The sequence below is a fragment of the Glycomyces halotolerans genome (assembly GCF_054779575.1).
The window spans coordinates 12,354-32,504 of the sequence record NZ_BAAGXZ010000018.1; the positions used below are offsets into that span (position 1 = coordinate 12,354).

The window sequence follows — 20,151 nt, forward strand, 5'->3', positions numbered from 1 at the left end:
GGGCATGTCGGTACCCGGGGTTATGGTCGGGAGATGGCGGACTTCATCGACGAAGATCTGACCGGCTCGACGTTCGAGCGGGTCTCGCTCTCGGGCGCGCGGTTCTCGCGCGTGAGCCTGCGCGGCGCGGAGGTCCGCGCCGGCGAAGTCGTCGACACCAGTTTGCGCGGCGTGTCCCTGTCCGGCGTGGTGATGCGCGGCGTCGAACTGGTCGATGTCGACATCTACGGCGAGATCGGCGGCCTGACGGTCAACGGCGTCGATGTCGGGCCGCTCATCGAGGCGGAGCTCGACCGTCGGTATCCCGACCGCGCCAAGATGCGCCCGAGCGACGCGGCCGGATTCCGCGAGGCGTGGTCCGTGCTCGAGCGGCTCTGGGCCCGCACCGAGCAGCGAGCTCGCGGGATGGACTCGGCACTGCTGCACGTGTCGGTCGACGGCGAGTGGTCGTTCATCGAGACCCTGCGGCACCTGGTGTTCGCCACCGACTCGTGGATCAAGCGGGCGGTAATCGGCGAGCCGTCGCCCTGGCATCCGCTGGCCCTGCCGTGGGACGAGATGCCGGACATGCCCGGCGTCATCCCGCGCGACCGCGAAGCGCGGCCCTCGCTGAACGAGGTGCTGGCCCTGCGGCACGACCGCATGGCGACGGTTCGGGACGTGCTCGAGGGCCTCACCGACGAGCGGCTCGACGCCGACACCGAACCGGTGACCGCCCCGGGATGGCCGGAGCCGCGCGCCTATCCGGTCCGTGAGTGCCTGTCGATCGTCCTCAACGAGGAGTGGGAGCACCGGCTCTACGCCGAACGCGATCTCGATGCGCTGGAGGCGCGCAAGTCGTAGACGGACGCGAACCGGTTAAGGTGCTTCATATGTCTCCGGCCGAACCCGCCCCGCCCCGAGAACCGGACGGCGTCGCGGTATCGGCCACCGTCGCCGCCGCACTCGTCACCGACCCCGAAGGTCGCTTGCTGCTCGTCAAACCGGCGTCTCGCGACGAAGGGGGTTCGTCGGCGGCTGGGTCGACGAGGGCGAATGGCCCCACGAAGGCTCCGCCCGCGAGATCAAAGAGGCGATCGGGCTCGAACTGACGGTCGGCGACCTGCTGGTCCTCGACTGGATTCCGGCGAGCAGGTTCGTGACCGAGCCATTGACGTTCTACGTCTTCGACGGCGGTGTCGTCAACGATCCCGAAGCGGTCCAGCCGAGACCGGGGAGAACTCGAGGCGTTCGGCTCACCAACTGATGCGAACGGATCGTGAGCGGCGCAACGGCTCGACCCGGGGCCCGCTGGCGCGGGCCTCGGCTCAAGTCCGGACCACCGGCCGACTGCACCTGAGCGCACCGCCTACAAGCAGCGAATCGCCCGGAGCGACCCGGCCGATGCCGGAGCCGTTCAGTCACTGAGTGCTACGTTCTGCCGATGAACTACAGCCTGGAGCCCGAGCGGGGCATCGGTACGGCCGAGCACACGCACAAGATGGCGCGCAAGCGCGCCGCCGCCACCGTTCTCTTCACCGACGGCGCCGGCCGGGTGCTGCTGTGCGAACCGACGTACAAGCAGGTGTGGGAGGCGCCGGGCGGCGCCGTGGAGGCAGGCGAGTCACCTCGTCGTGCGGCCGCCCGCGAAGTCGGCGAGGAGCTGGGGCTCACGATAGAGCCGGGCCGGCTCGTCGCGGTCGACTGGGTGCCGCCGATGGCCGGACGGACCGAGGGCATGGTCTACGTCTTCGACGGCGGCCGACTCGACTGCCGAGCGACCTCATCGATCACACTCGCTCAGAAGGAGCTGCGCACCTGGGAATGGTGCACCATCCCGGAGGCGCACCGGAGAATGCGCCCGCTGGTGGCCCGCCGTATCCAGTCCGCGCTCGCGGCGGTCGCGACCGGGTCGACGGCGTACCTGGAGGCCGGCTACCCGATCGGATAGCCGGCCTCGTTCCCCATCAGTGCGCCGCACGGCCGTCGCCGATCGGTTCGCGGACTCCGCCGAGCAGCTCCTTCCCAGCGGACCGGTAAAGGCTGTCGTGGATGCCGTCGGCGTACTGCAATGCCGCCAGGTCGGACCTGGCCTTCGCAATCGGATGCGAACGCTGGAAACCGACCGCGCCTATCAAGGGCGCCAGGCGGTTCACCGCCTCGAGAGCAACGTCGACGCCGTGCGCCTTGCCCGCCCTCGATGCCAGGTCGGCCGACGTGGGTCCGGCGGCGGTCCGGGCCGCGTGGCAGGCCAGCAGGGTCGCGGCGTTGATCGCGGCCCAGGACTGTCCGATGGCGATCATGGCGTTGTCGCGGACACGGGGCACGACACCGGACGCGGACCTGGTCGCCAGCGCGGCACGCACCCGATCGCAGACCCCGGCCGCGGCGCCGAGGGCGCAGGCGGTGACCAGCGGGCGGAAACGCTCGAAGTGGGAGCGGAAGATCGCCGTGCCCTGCCCGGCGCGTCCGAGCAAGTGCGTCCGGGGATCGACTGCCACCTGGTCGAGGTCGAGCAGACCCCAGCTCCAACCGCCGAGCCCGGCCGGTTCGACTGGCCGCCTCGCCAGGCCTTTGGAGTCGGCGTCGACGACCACTGCGGCGATGCCGCCGTCCGGGTCGCGCGAGAAGACGACGAAGGCTTCGGCCTCTGCCAGGCGGGAGACCCAGCGCTTGGAACCGTTGATCCTCCACCGGCCGTCCGCGTCGTGGACGGCGGCGGTGGTGATCTCTCGGAGGCGGGATCCGCCGTGGGCCTCCGTGGCGGCGATGCCGACCAGTGCCCCGCCGGCCAAGCGCTCGCGCCAGTATTCGGCGAGGTCGGGGCGGGCATGGTGGAGAATCATCTGCCCGTGCCCGGTTCCAGTGGCCTCTCGCAGGTCGAGGTCGTGGTATCCGGCGATGAACTGCGCCGCGACTTGCCACTGTGCGCCCTCGGGGCCTTCGGGCGCACGGTGTTCGGCGAGCCTGCCGCGGAGCCGCAGCAGCCACGCCGATCGGGCGACCGGGTCTGCGGTGCCGGGGCCGGTGGGAGCCAGCACGGCGAGGTCGGCGTTGAGCGCCTCCAAGGTGCCCCACTGCCGGGAGTCGAATCCCGGGCGCAGCGTGTCGAGCCAGTCCAGCGGGTTCACGGCTTGTCTCCGTTCTTGACTCGGGCGGGGCCGCCGTAGACGACGGTCTCGGCTTCGACGTCGCGCGTGACCACTGAGCCGGCCCCGACCAGGGCGCGGGCGCCGATGACGACGCCGGCGAGGAGCACGGCGCCGGTGCCGATCTTCGCGCCGGTCTCGATGCGCGGAGGGGCGAGCGGCTGTTCGCGTGACGGGTCACGCCAGATGAGACGCTTGTCGTTGATGGTGCGCACGCCCGCGCCGATGAACGCGCCGTCGCCGACGCGCGTCTCGGCGGTGAGGTGCGATCCGGGCGAGCAGCGCACGCCCGAGCCGATGCGGACGCCGCGCTCGACGGTGAGGTGGTGTCCGAGCTGGCTGTCGGCGCCTACATAGGTGTCGGTGCGCAGCAGAGTGTGGTGGCCGACGGTGGTGCGCGGCCCGATCTCGACTCCGGCGTACGCAACCGCTCCGGACCGGAGGACGGCGCCGGCCGCGATCCGGGTCTTGCGGCCGACTCCCGGGTGGTGCGCGCGGAGGGCGTAGCCGCTCTCCGGTTCGCCGACGACGCAGCCGTGGCCGATCTCGGCCTCGGCGCCGAGCTGGGTGCCGCCGTGGAGGACGGCGAAGGCGCCGATGCGGCATCGGGGGCCGATGACGATGCGGCGCTTACGGCCGACTCGGTCGGCGGGGATGAGTTGCGCGGTGGTGTGGATGTGCGCATCGGCGGCGACCACGGCCAGTCCTTCGGCCACGGCCGCGGCCCATGCGGGCGGCAATTGCGGTGACATTCGCGGTTCCTTCGGATCAGGGCGGGCCTCCGCTGCCCGCCTGAATCGAGTGCACCCCGAATCAAGTTGATCTTCAATGGACTGTTCACTGTCGGCAAGCTGATTGCATGACCTGCAAACCGTGTGCACGCTGGATGCGGAGGCGATTCCCCCATGACCAAACCTCCACACTGGCATCGGCCGCCGCAGATCAGCGACGCCGAGATCGGCCGTGTCCTGAAAGCCGCCCGGTATTCGCTCGGACTTGATCAAGTCGGCGCCGGAGCGAAATGCGGATTCTCGGCCGCGACGGTCTCGCGTTGGGAGCAGGGCAAACGCAATTGGACCGTGGGCGACCTGGCACGCGTGGCGGCGGCCTTGAACGTGCCCGCATATCTGGTCGGACTCACCGATTCGAGGTCGGGAAATGCCGTGGCGCAGGTTTCGCAACCGGTCTCAGTGCGGGATGATGAGCACATGAGACGCCGCACGTTCATCGCCGCAGGCCTGACCGCCGTTTCCGCCGCCATCGGCGGGTCCGCGGCCGACCGTGGCATCGAGCAGGCCCTGTTCGGCGATGCCACCGCCCAGCCGGTGAGTCTGCGGCTTCTCGGCGCGCAAGTGTCGGCCGCCGAACGCACGCTGGAGGCGGCCGGGCTCGGCGAGCTCAACCGGCGTCTTCCGGGGCTGCTCAGCACGGCGAGGGCCACTTGGGAATCGCTCACCGGGAGCACTCGGGAGCGGGCCGCCTCGCTGTTCTCCCGGACGTTGAGCGTGACCGCGCAGCAGCAGATACGCATGTCCCGCGAGACGATAGCCTCGGTGGCGGCCGACCGGGCCGCGCGCTACGCCGAACTCGCCGGCGATCCGGTGGCGGTCGCCGAGGCATCCCGGAATCAGGCGGTGGTGCTGCGCCGGGCGGGAAGCCCGCTGGCCGACAAGGTGATGATCGACGCCGCCGAGCTCCTTCGAACCGACACTTCGCTGCAGGACGCGTCTTCGGCGGGGATGTACGGCAAGATTCTCGCCTCGGCGGCCTACACCGCAGCGGGTCACGATGACCGTGATGCTTCGGCCGAATATCTCTCGGCCGCACGAGGCGCGCTTGCGCCGTTCGGCCACACGCCGCATCTGGCGCGGGCCGATCTCGACGTCTTCGCCGTGTCCTGCGACCGCGTGCTCGGCGACTTCGGAGCGGCGCTCCACCATGCGCAGTCGGTGGACCTCGACACCGTGCCCGACCTGCATGAGCGCGGCCGGTATTGGCAGGAGGTCGGCATCGCGGCCTACGGGCGAGGACGGTTCGATCTCGCCATCGAAGCCCTCGCCGAACTCGACGAGACCGCGCCGCAGTACCTGCACCACCGGCCGTGGGCGCGTCAACTGGTAGCCGATCTGCTGCACACTCGCGCCGGCGGGGCCTCCCCGCTGCTGCATCGTCTGGGAGAGCGATTCAGGCTCTGAGCGATTCTGGCGGGAATCCCTGCCTTGTCGCACTCTATTTGCGTTGGGCGGTTACAGGAGTGCTCTCTGCGGACTGGCGTGCGCTCGGCTTTGCGGTCGCTTTGGGCTCGGCTTTGCGGTCGCTTTGGGCTCGGCTTCAGGCGGCGGCGACGAAAAGGTGAGCGGGAACTGAGGTCGCATGCCGGAGCCAGGCCGAACGGGGCCGGGGTGGGGCGGGGCGAGGGGCCGGTTCGGTGCGGGGCCTTGTTGCCGTTGCCGGGCAGTCGGGTGTCAGCCCTGTGAGTGGAGCGCCTGGTGGTTTGGGAAGACGGTGGTGCCTGGGACGCAAGGAAACGTGAGTCTTCTATAACCCATCGAGGGATTGTTTCTCCTGTTATACCACCTATCATAGAGATATAGCACGAAACAACGAAAACAGCAGGACTGTTTGATCCACATGGAGGGAGGCAGGCATGAGCGGCGACAACCTCACCGGCACCGACCGCGACGCACAAGCCTCCCAGCTGCGCTCCCGCATCGAAACGGCCGCAGCCGTACTCCAAGCCGCCCAAGCCGAAGCACTCGCCGCCGCCATCGAATACACCCGACAGCACCTCCACCGCGAAGTCGACGGCTTCTCCTCCATCCGCGACTGGCTGTGCGAGACGTTCAACCTCCACCGCAACGTCGCCCGCAACATCGCCTCCATCGCCCGCCTCGCCCCCAAATTCAAGACCCTCGCCGCCGCAGCCCTTGACGGCACAGCCCGCATCGACGCGGTCGCCTACGCCATGTGCCGCCTGGACACCACCGGCCTTCGGGTCGTCGCCAGGCTCCCCTACCCCGACGGCCCGCAGGAATCCCCCTACGACCAGGCCGTCGAGTGCCCCACCCCGGAGACGATGATCCGGGAGTACTGCATCCACGCCTCCCATGACGAACTGCGCGAGGAGATCAACCGCCTGGTCGCACTCCTGGAGACCGCCGCCTTGGACAATGATCTGTCCCAGCAGTCCCTGGCGTGGGTGGAGGTGTACGAGCGCGGCGACGGCCTTTGGGATCTTTCCGGCCTGCTGAGCGACGACACCGGGCGGCTGCTCTACAACTACCTGCAGACCGCCACGCCCCCGCCTCGCCAAGACGAGACCGACACCGAAGGCGTCCTGCCGGCCAAGCCGAACCGGGACGCCGAAGCCCTCCACCAGCTCCTCGCTACCGCCGGCACCGACCCCCACGCGCCCAAGCGGCACGGCCACACCGCCACCCTCAACGTCACCTGCGACCTTGAAACTCTCCAGGGCCAGGACACCGGCCGGGTCGGCACCATCGACGGCCGCCCCGCCCCGCTCGAGAAGATCCGTTTTCTCGCCTGCGAGGCGGCCATCATCCCCTCGATCTACGACTACGAGCGCGGCGAAGTGGTCGAGCTCGGTCGGGAGCTGCGGCTGCCGAATGTCGCCCTGCGACGCAAGCTCGAGCTCGAACAGCCGACCGGATGCGCCTGGAACGGCTGCACCCGCCCCGTCTCCTGGTGCGAGGCCCACCACCTGGTCCCCTGGTATGACGGCGGACCCACCTCAGCGGACAACCTGATCCTGGTGTGCCGCTTCCACCACGGCCGCCTCCACACCGGCCGGTGGACGGCCACCAAGACCGGCCCCGGCACCGCCGACCTCCGCCGCCACGGCTGCAGCGACAACCGGCCCTGCCGCGACTGCCCCACCTGTGAGGTTCGGGGACTGGCAAGGAGGCCGGTGATCGGGCGCGACCTGTTCGATGTCTTCCCCACCGGGCTCGAAGACCAGGAGTGGGCGCCCGCACTCAAGACCATGCTCGGCGACTACCAGCGATGGGCCGGCAACGAGACCACCACCAGCGGCCGGACCACTCACCGGAGCGAACCCGCACCGGTCACCGAGGACTTCACCGCCCCGGTCACCAACCCACCGGCCGACATCTACGGCGAGCAGCACTCCGAAGGTGAACCGATTCCGTTTTTAAGCCGCCCTCAGCGCTGGAGCGTTGAGGGGGAGAGCGAATACAGGCTCCAAGCTCAGGACCCGACAGGGACTGAGCCCCTCACCATGTCCGGACCCGGTCAGGGCCGCAGGACCGCCGCAAAACCCCGCCCTCAGGCTGCCTCTTCGTCGTTGATGCAACGGCCGGAGCCGACCTACCCGCAGGACGTCTCTGACCCGCACCTCCACGAGGGCGTTCGTGCCATTCAGGACATGTGGCGCCTTCGTGGCATCCTGTAGACACGGCACCCGAATCCCCGGGCGAACTTCGAAGGGGAGTTCTCCGTTGATCGCCACCATGAGCAACCTCGCTTGGAGGCCCCAGTGAGCGACAAGATCACCTACGACCCCGCGCTCATCGAGGAGGTCGGGCAGACCGCCTGCCCCGACATAGCGAACTTCTACGACGACATCGCCTCGAAGGCCGCCGACGCGGGGCGAGGCAGGAACGGCGCCTTCGGGGACCACGACCTCGCCGTGGTCTGGAACGACATGTTCAACCTGTTCTACGAGGTCATCCACGAGACCGGGGAGAACGTGCGGGCCCTCGGGCCGACGCTCATCGAAATCGCGAGCGACCAGGAGATCCTCGAAGGCGAGCTCGTCCAGACCTTCGACGGCATGGAATCGGAGATCGAGGGCGGCTACACCTCATCCCCCTCGACGAATTACGACGCCGCGCCGGCCGCACCTCCAGACCCCGAGGAGAAGGACGAGAACCCGTACGCGGATCAGCTCGGCGGTGGCGTGGGGCCGTTCTAGCGGCATGCGAACAGCACCGGTGACGGAACTCGCCCACGCGCTTGATTGGAAGGCGATTTGACCTACTACGAAGGCATCGACTTCGGCTCGCTGCCGAACACCTACGGCGACATCAGGGACAAGATCAACGACCTCCACCCGGCATTCGTGGAGATATACCAGCGGGAACACGCCCTCGAAGCGTGGCCCGACTACGCATTCATCATAAAGCTATCGCTGGACGAGGCCCGGGACAGATCCAACGGCAACAACAACTCCATTCTCGGCAACACCAGCCCGCGCGACATGCAGCATCCGAGCCGGAATCCGTACATCCTGCCGTTCCGGGTGCCCCAAGAGTCCACGCAGGCAGACGAGGAGGTCATCGACGGCGCGGCGAAGTCGGACGCGGACACTGCGATAGAAGAGGTCAACAGCGCGTTCAGGGAGGTGCTCGACGACGGCTCGCTCTCGGGGATCGACTCGCTGCTGCGGCAGGCGGCATCGGCGGCGGAGAAGATCGACTCGCTCATCGATGCGCACGAGAACGGCGGCTTCAAGCAGATCCGCGAACTGTTCGAAGCCTGGGAGGGCAAGGACTCCGATGCGGGCATGGAGAAATACGGCAACCGGCTTCGTCCCGCCGCCGGCATCCACCGCGTGATCGCGTCCGGTCTGCTGGCAGGCGCCGCCGCCGAGTGCGCCGCCAAGCTCACCGCCCAACTGCAGTTGGGCGCGGCGCTCGACAAGGTCCACGGCCAAATCGAAGAGCTCAAGACCGGCTCCAGCCCCAGCCTGACGATCAGCGTCCGAACCGCGTTCAACGCGATCCCGCACTCGGGTGTGCTCGTCAGCCTGGGCGACGGCATCGCCGAAGTCATCGGCCAGGACGACTCTGCGGTCAGCGACTGGGTGAACGGCTTCTTCGAGGCGCTCGAACTCGAATACGAGATGGGGCTGACCCCGCAGCAGGGATCGAAGCTCAAGTCCGAACTGCTGGAGACCGCCTCGTCGACCAGAGAGCAGCTGCGATCGGCCCGCGACGAAGCGAAGGGCAATCTCGAGACCGACCACGGAACCTGGGAGGGGCTCTACCGGTCCGACCCGCAGGTGCTCATCCCCGGAGAGAAGGACTTATGGCCGCTACCGCGATCCGCGCCCTCCGACCGCTCGCGGCCGCCACCGGTGCGGCCCTCTTCGTGGCGGTCAGCGCCTGTACCGGTGAGGAAGGAGACGCCACCTCGACCGAGTCGCCCGATACCCGGCCCGCCTACTACACCATCCCGACCGACCCGTGCTCCGCGTTCGACCCGGACGACTTCGAACCGCTGCTCGGCCCGGTCGAATCGTCCGGTCCCGACTACGGCGACGAAAGCGAGACGATATCGGTCTCAGGCGACACCTATTGCGACGTCAGGTACAACGACGGCGCCAACGAGACCTGGATGTACGTCTCCATCGAACTGCTCCGAGACCCCGCCGGCGCCGCCGCCGAACAGGACCCGGATCACGAATTCGGATACTGGTGGGCCTACACCGGCGACCATGCCGACGGCGAGCTGGAATCCGTGCCGGAGCCGATCACCATACCGGTTGAGTCCACATGGGAGTCCTCGCAGGCACTGCACTTCACCGGCGTCAGCGACGACCGCCTGACATGGGACCCGGACGGCCGCGGGCTCGCGCTCGTCGGCACCTTCACCGAAAGCAATGTGGCCCTGACGGTGGCGCTCACGCGGGAAGGCTTCGAGCGATCGGCCGCTCCCGATCCGGAGGCTCACGCTGAGGCGATCGCCGACGTGGCCGAGCAGATCCGACCGCATCTCGGCCCGGTGCCCTAAGCGCCGTCCTCCCCGACGAATCCGAAGCGCTGACGCAGACGGCTCAGGACCGGTCGGTTGACGAGGGGCCATCGGCTCAGTCGAGATTCGCCTCGGCGACCGACTTGAGAAACCGGTCGGCGAACCGCTTCTTCCTCGCCAGATCACCGAGACGCTCCGTCGGACCTTCGGAGGCCCAGAGGCGCTCCAAATGCGGCACCATCGAACTGATGAGCCGCTCGATCAAGTCGCGGTTCCAGACGAGGTCGAGCAGTCTCTCGCAGAAGGCCTCGGCCTTACGGTGGCTTCGCGGCAGCGTCCGGCCGTCCGCCAGGCGCCGCATCACCGCGGCCATCAGGAGGAAGCGCGCCGGCTTCCATCTCCGGTCGACGCGGTTGTTCCGCAACAGCCAGTCGACCTGGTACCAGAGCGACGCCGCCGTGTAGTACGCGATCGGCGGATCCTCCTCATGATAGATGCGGAGCTTCTCGTCCTTCACGAGCTTCGCCGTCCGGGTCGCTTCGTGCGCGCTGCCCCTGAAGACCGCCGCGAACGACTGAGTGAGCTGGCTCTGTTTGAGCACCCGGGTCTTGCTGATCGAGCGGTCCGCGTCGAACTGTCCACTGCGCCGCTCGTAGTACAGCTTCCGGGGCGGCTTTCGCGTAGCGAAGTACGCCTCGATGTCGCGGTGGATCTGGCGGTCGGCGGTCAGGCTCTCCTTGGGGATCTCGGTCTGCCGGTTGGTCGCCCTGGTGACCTGCCTCGCGATGTCCTCGTCCTCGGGCTGGATCACCGTCAGCTTGACGTGGACGTCGTCGGTGAGCTTCTCGCGGTGTTCGAAGAGCACATTGCCGGTCTGGCAGCCGTTGACGATCTGAAAGTTGCTCATGTGGCATTCATGGCCGGAGTTGTCGAAGCTCCTGGCGATCACCGTGATGCCGTTGTTCAGCACGGCGAAGCGCTTCCGCGTGGTCTCGTCGGTCAGCGTCCGCGCGATGTCGTCGTTGACCTCATTGGCCTGGCCGAGGAACTCCCGCAGATTGTCCTCGAACAGGAACCGGCGAATACTGCCGCCGTCGTCGACCAGCAGCTTCTCGACGAACTCGGAGGCCGGGAGCGTCCCCGTCCACGCCTGCTTCACCCCGTCCATCCGCGGCATCGTCAACTTCATCGGCCAATCGAACGACACCCGGACCTTCCGGTTCGCCAACTTGTACAGCCGCTGAAGCCGATGTGAGCCGACCGCCTCGAACCGCACCGAATCGAACCGCCCCAGACGCCCGACCGTCTTCTCGGCCGAACGGCACTTCGCGAGCATGTCGGGGTTCGGCCCACCACCGCAGTGAACGTACCTGACCTCCAGGCGAGGACTGTTGACCGCGTTGAGATGGTGATGGTCGTACAGCACCTGGAGCGCGCCGTGCAGTTCGCGAATCTCCGGCGAAGCGGAGTAGGCGATCGGCCCGCGCCCGCAGATCTGCCCCAAGTTGTCGGCCAGGTCGGCGATCACCTTGCCCTCGTAACTCGAGCTGGTCTTGGCCTGGACCACGACGACCACCACATTCACCTCACGGAGGTTCTCGACGGCGCCCTTGACGCCGTCCAGGTCGTGGTAGAGCTCGCCGTTCACGACGATCCCCCAGGCATCGACACCGAGGTCGTTCCCACCGCCGGTGCGGTGCGCGTCGGGCGCGAACCCCTCCTCATGGAACTGATGCAGCACGCAGAAGGCCGCGAACGCCTCGAACAGCTCGGACTCACCGAGGTCGGGCAGCTCCTGGTCGGAGCGGAACGTCGAGAGCAGCTCCCTGATGATCTCGTTCACGCCGGGCGCCCTCCCTCACTCGTCGCCCCGCGCCGCGGCCAGGACCTCTTCGGCCGTCGGAGCGGTCGGCGGATGATGGCTCAGGCACATGGGCACGTCCACGCGCTCGGTCGCACCGCGATCGGCCACCAGATAGAACTGCCCGGCCGACAGGTGCGCCAGATCGACCTCCGACGCGCCCTTCTGCGCGGCGATCTCCGCCGCCGCCGCGATCTGCGACGGGGCATTGATGCGCCCGTACCAGTGGGTGGCGCAGTTCCCGACGATCCGGTTATGGATCCCCTTGGGAGCCTGCGTCGCGAACACCATTCCCAGTCCGTACTTACGCGCCTGCGAGACCAGCGCGAGCGTCGAATCGAGGCAGACCGTCGAGCCGGAGGACGGCGCCAGCGTCTGCGCCTCGTCGAGCACGAACAGCCCCGACAACGGCTTGTCCACGGCGGGATTGCGCTTGGCCCAAGAGAACAGGGCGAGCTCCAGCTGATTGACGAACCCCTGGCGCTGCTCCTCGGTCGGCAGACCCAAGAAGTTGATCACCGACACTCGGGCGCGCTTGCCGCCCTCCGGCCGCAAGAGAACGCCCGGGTCGAGGGCTTCCCCGCCCCCGGCGAAGACGCGGTCGTTGATCATGACCGCGCGCAGCGTCGCCGCGACCTTCGCGGCCGCGTCCGCGGCCTTGGGAACCGAACTCGCCTCCTCCGGCAGCTCGTCCATGAAGTCGAGGAAGCCCGGGAAGTCCGAGCGGCCGGTGCGCGCGTAGGCGACCAGGGACTCGCGAAGGACCGCGCGCGCCTCGGCGTGTTTCGGCGTCGTCCGGTTGACCATGGCCCGCGGCGCCAGCGAGGCGACCGCCGTGTCCACCGCGCTGGCGAACTCGTCGACGTCGTCGATGACCGCGGCGAAGTCCGGGAGCGGCTGGAACGTCAGCGGCCGGCCGCCGGTGCGGCCGGGAGTCCAGATCAGCACCTCGACCGAATCGAGGTATTCGGCTGCCGCCGCATCGTCGCCCTCGAGCCACGTGTCCGGCGGATCCGGCCAGGCCCGTCCGAGCCGTGAGAGGTCATTGTTGGGGTCGAGCACGATCGCCGAGACCCCTCGCAGGGCGCAGGTTTCGATGATGCGGCGCAGCAGCACCGTCTTGCCCGAGCCCGAGCCGGCGAACACGCCGATGTGCTTCGCCGTCGTCGACAGGTCGAGGCGCACTTCGTCGCCGGTCTCGCGGCGCCCGATCGGCGGACCGCCCTCGGGGACCTCGGCGACCGGGACGTCGATGACGGTGCGGCCCTGAGCCGAACCGGCCCCCGCGCTGCCCGCGTCGCTCGGACCAGATTGCTTCGCTCCGGGCCCGTTCAGCGGAATCTCGATGAACCTGCCGGTCGGGCCGCCGGTCGGCTCGGGATCCGGCGGGTCGCCGTCTCCGCCGCCTGGGGGACCGAACACGGCCTGCAACAATGCTGAGTGGGAGGCCGGTCGCCGCCGCCGGAGCCACTCCTCATAGCCGGGAAGCCGTTCCGACCGCATCCGGTGAAGGGCGTCGAACGTGCGGAGGTCGTCGTCCGAGGCCATGATCACCAAGCCGTCGCGGGCGAACTGCTCGACAGCGGCGGCCACTTTGCTGCCCGGTCCCCAGGTGCCCCATTCCCGCTGCGGGGCGAGCACCCAGAGGACGCCGTGGTTCTCGGAGATCGGATTGTTCTGGTCGAGCGCGGCCCATTTGTACAGACCCCGGACGCGCGGACCCACATAGTTGCCGTGAGACCCCGCGATGCCCTTGAAGACCCACCGCCGCTTGGGATCGGTCTGATGATCGTGGACTTCGGCGTGGAAGTGCTGCCGGGGCCCGACCGGAGACTTGACTTGGAAGGAGTCGGGGCCCCGGCCCTGCTCCAGCCGAAAGGCCTCCAAGGCGGCGGACAGCAGCTCGGGCACGCGGAGGTACTCGTTGTCCTTCGTGATCGCCGGAGCGACCTCGGCGTCATCCCTGTACCGCTCGAAGGCCCGGTCGAGATCCGCGCTCAGCGGCGTCACCCGTTCGGGCGCCCGATCCGGTGCCGGTTCGGTGTCGAGACGGTCGGGTTCGGTGACCTTCTCCGACTCGACGCAGTGCCGGAGGTGGTTCGCCGCGGCGAGAAGGAACCTCCGTGGGCTGAAGTGGACGGCCTCGCGGAGGCACTCGGGCCCGAACGGGTACGAAGGGTACGGCGGGTCGAACCCGGCCTCTTGGTACACCGGCCCGAGGACCGCCGCAAGGAGCTCGGCCGCCGCCTCCGGGTTCGGCAGGGTCGCGTCGAGATGTGCGGGCGCCTCGAAGCGCTGCAGGACCGTCGATTGGGAGGTGTCCCTGAACTCGAGCCAGGTCCCGACCAGACAAGCGAGAAGGACGGTGGTGCGGCGGGTGGTGTCGCGAAGCTCCATGAGCCCGGCGCCGATCATCTCCAGCAGCTCTCCCGCGCCGTCGCGCTCTCCGGACTCGGTGTCGCGTTTCGAGGCCCGGACGATCTCGTCGACCTGGTCGACGGCGATGACCGTCGCCCCGCACAGCGACATGAGCTGCGAGAGGTCTCGGACGACCTCCTTGGGCGGCTTGGGAGCCGGACGCGGAAACCCGGGTGCGGCCTCGGGATCGATCACTCCGCCGTTGAGGTACACGTCGCCCGCTTCGGCCCGCAGCTCGTCCTTGGAGTGCAGGAGGAGCAGCGCGCGAAGCGTGTGCCGCGTGCCCGCCAGCGCGGGCTCGAGGCCGCGGACGCATTCGAAGAACTGCGCGGTGGCTCCCGGGTCCGGCAGTCGCGAGCGCAGCAGGCGCTCGCGCAGATCCGAGGGGACGTCGGCTCGCTCGGCGAGCGACTCCAGCAGGAACGCCAGCCCGGTCGGCCCGGAGCGGTGCGGCATGTTCAGGGCGTACAGGTAACTGGCGACGAGGTTCGACCAGAAGTCGTCGACGTTCAGCAGGTTGAACCGAACGAAGAAGCCGCCGCGGTCCTGGACGAGCTTCCTCGCCTGTCCGAGGGAGTGGGATTTGCCGCGACCGCCCTCGCCGACGATCGGGAGCCCGAGGACGCTCGATCGGCGACTGCGCTCGGCGGCGTCGATCCGCCCTTCGATGGCTTTCATGACCGAGTCGTTGATGCCCGGCACGTGCGGCCGCGCGTGGTCGTCCCAGATGTCGTCCGGGGTGACGGCGAAATCCGTCGGGGCACGCCGCAACGCCTCCAAGGCGCTGCTCATAGCGCCTCGATCGCGATGAGGTGCAGGTACTCACCACCGAGCCACAGGGCGGCCTCGCGGTCCTCGCGGGTGAGCGTCTTCTGGTTCGATTCGGGGATGAGTCGGATGGCATGGGAGCCGACCAGTTCGATCAGCGCCTTGTCGAGGGTGGCCCGGTCGATGCCGTCGAGGTGCTTGCGCAGTCGCTTCAGGGAGACCCAGCCCGAGGTGCCTTCGACGAGCTCTCGGTACGCGTCGCGGATGGCGTCGCGGGGATCGGTGGGGGCCGGCGGCGGGTAGATGTCGGCGAGCTCGGTCCCGGCTCGGTCCATGTAAGTGGCGAAGTCGCCCATGATCGCCCAGAGGATGCGCGCGGTCCGGTTGCTGATGCCCTTCGGCGCTGGCTGGGACAGCAGCTGCCGTGCGGTCAGCCAGCCGGCGTCGGTGAGTTCGTAGACATACGGTCGGACGCCGCGGTCGATAGCGATGAGGCCGCGATCGAGCAGCGGGTCACGGGCGTCTTTTTTCACGTCCTTGAAACCGAACGCTGCTTCGAAGTCGGTGGTCGTGCCGCTGCCGCGCCGGTGGACCAGTGCGAGCAGCAGATTGAATGCGGGGACGGAGAACTCGAGATCAGACATGGGGGGTTCCGTTTCATGGCGGCGGTCGGCGCGATCGAACCGGACTTCGGAACGATACCGCTTCAATCACGCGCTGTCAGCCCGCAAAGTTGCCGTCGGCGCTCAAGCGTCGGATCCCCGACAGTCCGCTCGGGGACGGCCGGCGCCGGTGCCGATACGGCGCACGTCGACTAATCGCAGACTCGCGACAGGACTAGGTCGATCGATTCGACGCCGATTACCGGGATGCCGTATTGGCGAGCCTTGGCGGCTTTGCCGGACATGGTGTCGGCGTCGGCGGCCACTACGAGGGCGGTCTTCTTGGTGACGTTCGGGGCGACGTTGAGTCCGGCGGTTTCGAGTCGGTCGGCCCAGTACTGCTTCGATTCGGCGAATGAGCCGGTCAGCACCACGATGTCCCCTGTGCTCAGTGCGAACGGCTTGGGCGCCTCGGCGATCGCCTCGCTGGTGGCGAGGGCCGTCTCGAGTGCGGTCTCCACGTCGTCCGGCGTGAGTGAGAGCAGGGCCGCCACCTCGTAGAGGTCGTCGAGCTCCTCTTCGGTGACTTCGCCGTCCTCGAGGGCGACCGAGGCCAGGGCGCGGAGGTAGTCGCCGTGGAGCTTCAGCGCCGCCGGGCGGGTGATGCCGTGGCGCGCGGCGAGGCTGACCAATTCGTCTGCTTCGCTGGCGGAGACGTGCCGGTCCACCAGGGCTCGATCGAGGAGCGCCAGGTACATGTCCGCTTGGGGCGGGTCCGGCACTCGCGGGAGGTGGTCGACCAGGCGGGTCAGGAAGTCCTTGCCCGCTCCCGCTCCCTGGCCGCGCTGGACCGGGACGGCCACGCCGGTGGGCAGCGCCGGCCATTGCAGGCGCTGCACGATCTGGCGCAGGCCGTCCCATGGAGGGACCACGGAGGTGCTGCCGAGGTAGAAGGTCAGCAGCTCGGCGGTGGCGCGGACGTCGGAGAGCGCCTCGTGCGGTCGGTCGTTGCTGATGCCCGCGGCCTCGCAGCAGTCGCCGAGGGTCCGTCTGACGCCGGGGAGGAAATGCGACGCCCATGACATGGTGCACAGACCGAACTCGTCGAGGCTCGGGATGTCGATGCCGAGGCGCCGGTACTCGTTGCGGATCATGCGCCCGTCGAAGGAGATGTTGTGCGCGACCGGGATCTTCCCGTTCAGGAACTGCAGGAGGTCGCCCGCGATCTGTTCGAAGGTCGGCGCGCGCATGACGTCGGCCGCTCGGATGCCGTGGAGGTGCTGGGGTCCGACGTCCCGCCGGGGATTGACCAGAGTGGCCCAGTGGTCGGTGATCCGGCCGTCCGAGTCGACATGGGCCACGGCGACCTCGACGATTCGGTCCTTATTGAACAGACCGGTGGTCTCCACATCGATTACCGCATACATGACACTCCGCATCGCCGTTGAAACCGTGAGCGATTCCACGTTACCGACTCGCCCGGTCACGGTCGTAGTCCAGTGGCGCGACCGTCTATGCGACGCGGTCGGGGCGGGCGTAGAGGTTGACCGTCTCGCCCCGCAGGAAGCCCGCCAGGGTCAGGCCCGACTCGGCGGCCAGCTCCGCCGCGAGGGACGACGGGGCCGAGACCGCGGCGAGCACCGGGACGCCGGCCATCACGGCCTTCTGCACCAGCTCGAACGACGCGCGGCCCGACACCATGAGAGCAGTGCCGCGCAGCGGCAGCCGGTCCTCGCGGACGGCCCAGCCGATCAGCTTGTCGACCGCGTTGTGGCGGCCGACGTCCTCGCGTGCGGCGAGGAGTTCCCCGTCGGCGGTGAAGAGTCCGGCCGCGTGGAGGCCGCCGGTGCGGTCGAAGACGCGCTGGGCCGCTCGGAGGCGGTCCGGCAAGGCGGTGAGGGTCTCAGGGCTGATCCGGAGCGGATCCTCCTCGACCGTCCAGGCGGCCTTGGTACGGACGTCGTCCAGGGATTCCTTGCCGCAGATCCCGCAGGCGGCGGTGGTCGCGAACTGGCGCTTGACCGAGGGGTCCGGCGGCGCGATGCCGGGGGCGAGCTGGAGGTCGAGGAGGTTGTAGGTGTTCTGGCCGCTCTCGTCGGTGCCGGCGCAGAACCGCATCGTCGCCAGGTCGCCCGATTCGGTGATGACGCCTTCGGAGACGAGGAACCCGGCCGCGAGGTCGAAGTCGTCGCCGGGCGTGCGCATGGTGACCATGAGCGATTCGCCGCCGACGCGCAGCTCGAGGGGTTCCTCGACCACGAGGGTCTCGACCCGTTCGGTCCGTCCGCCGCCGGTCAGGCGCACGACCTTCTGCCTGGTGGTCACTCGTCCCATGGGCTCATGCTCCGTTGTCCGGCTCGAAGCGCACGACGATGGACTTCGAGGTCGGGGTGTTGCTCACATCCGCGACCGAGTCGAGAGGGACCAGCACGTTCGTCTCCGGGTAGTACGCGGCCGCGCAGCCTCGGGCGGTCGGGTAGTGGACGATCTTGAAGTGCTTCGCGCGCCGGTCGGTCCCGTCCCATTCGCTCACCAGGTCGCAGTAGGCGCCGTCGGCCAGGCCGAGTTCGGCCGCGTCGTCGGGGTGGACCAGGACCACGCGCCTGCCGCCGTGGATGCCGCGGTAGCGGTCGTCGAGGCCGTAGACGGTGGTGTTGAACTGGTCGTGGCTGCGGAGGGTCTGCAGCAGCAGTCGACCCGGACCGGCCTCGGGCGCGGTGACCTCGTTGACGGTGAAGTTGGCCTTGCCGGTGGCGGTCGGGAAGGACCGCCGGTCGCGCGGAGCGTGCGGCAGCGCGAAGCCGCCGGGTCTGCGGGCGCGCTCGTTGTAGTCCTCGAAGCCGGGAACGACGCGTTCGATGCGGTCGCGGATCAGGTCGTAGTCGGCGGCGAACTGCTCCCACGGGGTGCCGTCGTCCTCGCCGAAGACGCGGCGGGCCAGGCCGCAGACGATGGCGACTTCGGATCGCATCCGGTCGCTCAGCGGCTCGACGCGGCCGGTGGAGGCGTGGACGACGCCCATCGAGTCCTCGACGGTGACCAGCTGCTCGCCGCCGGCCCGCCGGTCCAGGTCGGTGCGGCCGAGGGCGGGCAGGATGAGCGCGCGGGCGCCGGTGACGACGTGCGAGCGGTTCAGCTTCGTCGAGACGTGGACGGTCAGGCGGCAGCGGCGCATCGCCGCCTCGGTGGCCTCGGTGTCGGGACTCGCGGAGACGAAGTTGCCGCCCATCGCGAAGAAGACCTTGACCCTGCCGTCGCGCATCACCCGGATCGTGTCCACTGTGTCGTATCCGGGCTCGCGGGGCGGCTCGAAGCCGAACTCGGCTCCGAGCGCGTCGAGGAAGCGGGCCGGCATCCGCTCCGAGATGCCCATCGTGCGGTCGCCTTGGACGTTGGAGTGGCCGCGCACCGGGCACACGCCGGCGCCTGGCCTGCCGATGTTGCCGCGCAGGAGCAGGAAGTTCACGATCTCGCGGATCGTGGGCACCGCGTGCTTGTGCTGGGTCAGGCCCATCGCCCAGCAGACGACGATCTTCTCGGCGCCGCGGACCATCGCCAGCAGCTGTTCGATCCGCTCCCTGGCCAGGCCGGCGTGCCGTTCGGCCTCGGCCAGCGCCTCGTCGGCGGTGCCGGCCGCGTGGTGGGCGGCGAAGGCGTCGAATCCGTGGGTGTGCTCGTCGATGAAGTCGCGGTCGATCGCCTCGTCGCCGGCGCCCAAGAGAAGGCGGTTGAGGGCGCTGAAGAGGGCCAGGTCGCCGCCGACCTTGATCTGGAGGAACAGGTCGGTCAGGTCGGTGCCGCGTCCGGCGAGGCCGCGGGCGGTCTGCGGGTTCTTGAACCGCCGCATCCCGGCCTCGGGCAGCGGGTTGACCGTGGCGATCTTCGCACCGGCGCGTTTGGCCTTCTCGAGGGCGGTGAGCATGCGGGGGTGGTTCGTGCCGGGGTTCTGGCCGGCGACGATGATGAGGTCGGCGGCCCACAGGTCTTCGAGCTTGACGCTGCCTTTGCCGATGCCGATGGTCTCCGAGAGCGCGGCGCCGGAGGACTCGTGGCAGAGGTTGGAGCAGTCGGGGAGGTTGTTGGTGCCGAGCCTGCGGGCGAACAGCTGGTAGAGGAAGGCGGCCTCGTTGCCGGTCCGGCCGGAGGTGTAGAACGCGGCCTCGTTCGGGTCGTCGAGGGCGGCGAGTTCGTCGGCGATGAGGTCGAGGGCCCGGTCCCATTCGATCGGGACGTAGTGGTCGGCGCCTTCGGCGAGGTACATCGGGTGCGTCAGGCGCCCCTGCTGTCCGAGCCAGTACCCGGATCTGTCGGCGAGGCCGGTCACGGGGTTGGCGGCGAAGAAGTCGGGGCCCACGGTCAGGCGGGTGGCCTCTTCTGCGACGGCTTTGGCGCCGTTCTCGCAGAACTCGGCGCTGTGGCGGTGCTCGGGCTCGGGCCAGGCGCAGCCGGGGCAGTCGAAGCCGTCGGTCTGGTTGACCGAGCGGAGGAGCGGCAAGCCTCGTTTGACGCCGGCCTGACGGCCGACGAACCGGACCGAACCGGCGACGGCTCTCATCCCGGCCGCGTGGGACTTGGGGCGCCGGGTCCGCGGCGCGTCCTGGTCGGGGTCGTCTTGAGGAGCCTTGGTCACAGGCCAAGT

At 68.9% G+C, this 20,151-nt stretch carries 16 protein-coding genes; 7 read left to right on the forward strand and 9 right to left on the reverse strand.

What is annotated here, in order from left to right:
- The first annotated feature begins 33 nt into the window (after positions 1-33).
- The 3 genes from ACYVL2_RS14785 (at position 34) to ACYVL2_RS14795 (ending at position 1,930) form a co-directional block, all read left to right on the forward strand.
- Positions 34-843, forward strand: coding sequence for a DinB family protein (locus tag ACYVL2_RS14785; RefSeq protein WP_460544635.1), 810 nt, complete (start codon positions 34-36; stop codon positions 841-843).
- 79 nt (positions 844-922) lie between these two features.
- Positions 923-1,246, forward strand: coding sequence for an NUDIX domain-containing protein (locus tag ACYVL2_RS14790; protein WP_460544800.1), 324 nt, complete (start codon positions 923-925; stop codon positions 1,244-1,246).
- A 177-nt stretch (positions 1,247-1,423) separates the two neighbouring features.
- Positions 1,424-1,930, forward strand: coding sequence for an NUDIX hydrolase (locus tag ACYVL2_RS14795; RefSeq protein WP_460544637.1), 507 nt, complete (start codon positions 1,424-1,426; stop codon positions 1,928-1,930).
- A gap of 16 nt (positions 1,931-1,946) precedes the next feature.
- Here ACYVL2_RS14795 and ACYVL2_RS14800 read toward each other — a convergent pair whose 3' ends face one another.
- Both ACYVL2_RS14800 and ACYVL2_RS14805 read right to left on the reverse strand, forming a co-directional pair.
- Positions 1,947-3,110 (reverse strand): acyl-CoA dehydrogenase, encoded by a 1,164-nt coding sequence (locus ACYVL2_RS14800; protein ID WP_460544639.1) that lies wholly within the window; start codon positions 3,108-3,110, stop codon positions 1,947-1,949.
- Complete coding sequence (locus ACYVL2_RS14805; protein ID WP_460544641.1) at positions 3,107-3,880, reverse strand: N-acetyltransferase; 774 nt, start codon at positions 3,878-3,880, stop codon at positions 3,107-3,109. Before ACYVL2_RS14805 ends, ACYVL2_RS14800 begins: the two co-directional genes overlap by 4 nt.
- Positions 3,881-4,033: 153 nt before the next feature.
- Between ACYVL2_RS14805 and ACYVL2_RS14810 the strand changes: the two genes are divergently transcribed.
- The 3 genes from ACYVL2_RS14810 to ACYVL2_RS14820 all read left to right on the forward strand — a co-directional run bounded on the left by ACYVL2_RS14810 (position 4,034) and on the right by ACYVL2_RS14820 (position 8,082).
- Positions 4,034-5,323 (forward strand): helix-turn-helix domain-containing protein, encoded by a 1,290-nt coding sequence (locus tag ACYVL2_RS14810; protein ID WP_460544643.1) that lies wholly within the window; start codon positions 4,034-4,036, stop codon positions 5,321-5,323.
- Positions 5,324-5,775: 452 nt separating this feature from the next.
- Complete coding sequence (locus ACYVL2_RS14815) at positions 5,776-7,560, forward strand: HNH endonuclease signature motif containing protein (RefSeq protein WP_460544645.1); 1,785 nt, start codon at positions 5,776-5,778, stop codon at positions 7,558-7,560.
- Between the two features lie 84 nt (positions 7,561-7,644).
- Positions 7,645-8,082 (forward strand): hypothetical protein, encoded by a 438-nt coding sequence (locus ACYVL2_RS14820; RefSeq protein WP_460544647.1) that lies wholly within the window; start codon positions 7,645-7,647, stop codon positions 8,080-8,082.
- A 210-nt stretch (positions 8,083-8,292) separates the two neighbouring features.
- Here the strand turns inward: ACYVL2_RS14820 and ACYVL2_RS14825 are convergent, their stop codons facing one another.
- Positions 8,293-9,135 carry a hypothetical protein gene (locus ACYVL2_RS14825; RefSeq protein WP_460544649.1) on the reverse strand — a complete coding sequence of 281 codons (843 nt, stop codon included), beginning with the start codon at positions 9,133-9,135 and terminating at the stop codon, positions 8,293-8,295.
- A gap of 62 nt (positions 9,136-9,197) precedes the next feature.
- Here ACYVL2_RS14825 and ACYVL2_RS14830 point away from each other — a divergent pair, with 62 nt between their 5' ends.
- Positions 9,198-9,902 carry a hypothetical protein gene (locus tag ACYVL2_RS14830; protein WP_460544651.1) on the forward strand — a complete coding sequence of 235 codons (705 nt, stop codon included), beginning with the start codon at positions 9,198-9,200 and terminating at the stop codon, positions 9,900-9,902.
- Between the two features lie 76 nt (positions 9,903-9,978).
- On the opposite strand, the gene ACYVL2_RS14835 is transcribed toward ACYVL2_RS14830, so the two are convergent.
- From ACYVL2_RS14835 to ACYVL2_RS14860, 6 genes are all read right to left on the reverse strand, one after another.
- Entirely contained in the window at positions 9,979-11,706 is a 1,728-nt protein-coding gene (locus tag ACYVL2_RS14835) for an AIPR family protein (protein ID WP_460544653.1), read from the reverse strand.
- Positions 11,707-11,721: 15 nt separating this feature from the next.
- The gene (locus ACYVL2_RS14840; protein ID WP_460544655.1) at positions 11,722-14,934 is read right to left on the reverse strand and encodes an ATP-binding protein; all 3,213 of its coding nucleotides are present in this window, start codon (positions 14,932-14,934) and stop codon (positions 11,722-11,724) included.
- The gene (locus ACYVL2_RS14845; RefSeq protein ID WP_460544657.1) at positions 14,931-15,554 is read right to left on the reverse strand and encodes a hypothetical protein; all 624 of its coding nucleotides are present in this window, start codon (positions 15,552-15,554) and stop codon (positions 14,931-14,933) included. The genes ACYVL2_RS14840 and ACYVL2_RS14845 overlap by 4 nt, the downstream gene beginning before the upstream one ends.
- A 170-nt stretch (positions 15,555-15,724) precedes the next feature.
- Positions 15,725-16,939, reverse strand: a complete 1,215-nt coding sequence (locus ACYVL2_RS14850) for an exonuclease domain-containing protein (RefSeq protein ID WP_460544659.1) — start codon at positions 16,937-16,939, stop codon at positions 15,725-15,727.
- An 85-nt stretch (positions 16,940-17,024) separates the two neighbouring features.
- Positions 17,025-17,846, reverse strand: coding sequence for a formate dehydrogenase accessory sulfurtransferase FdhD (gene fdhD / locus ACYVL2_RS14855; protein ID WP_460544661.1), 822 nt, complete (start codon positions 17,844-17,846; stop codon positions 17,025-17,027).
- A gap of 4 nt (positions 17,847-17,850) precedes the next feature.
- The gene (locus ACYVL2_RS14860; protein WP_460544663.1) at positions 17,851-20,142 is read right to left on the reverse strand and encodes an FdhF/YdeP family oxidoreductase; all 2,292 of its coding nucleotides are present in this window, start codon (positions 20,140-20,142) and stop codon (positions 17,851-17,853) included.
- Positions 20,143-20,151 lie beyond the last annotated feature (9 nt).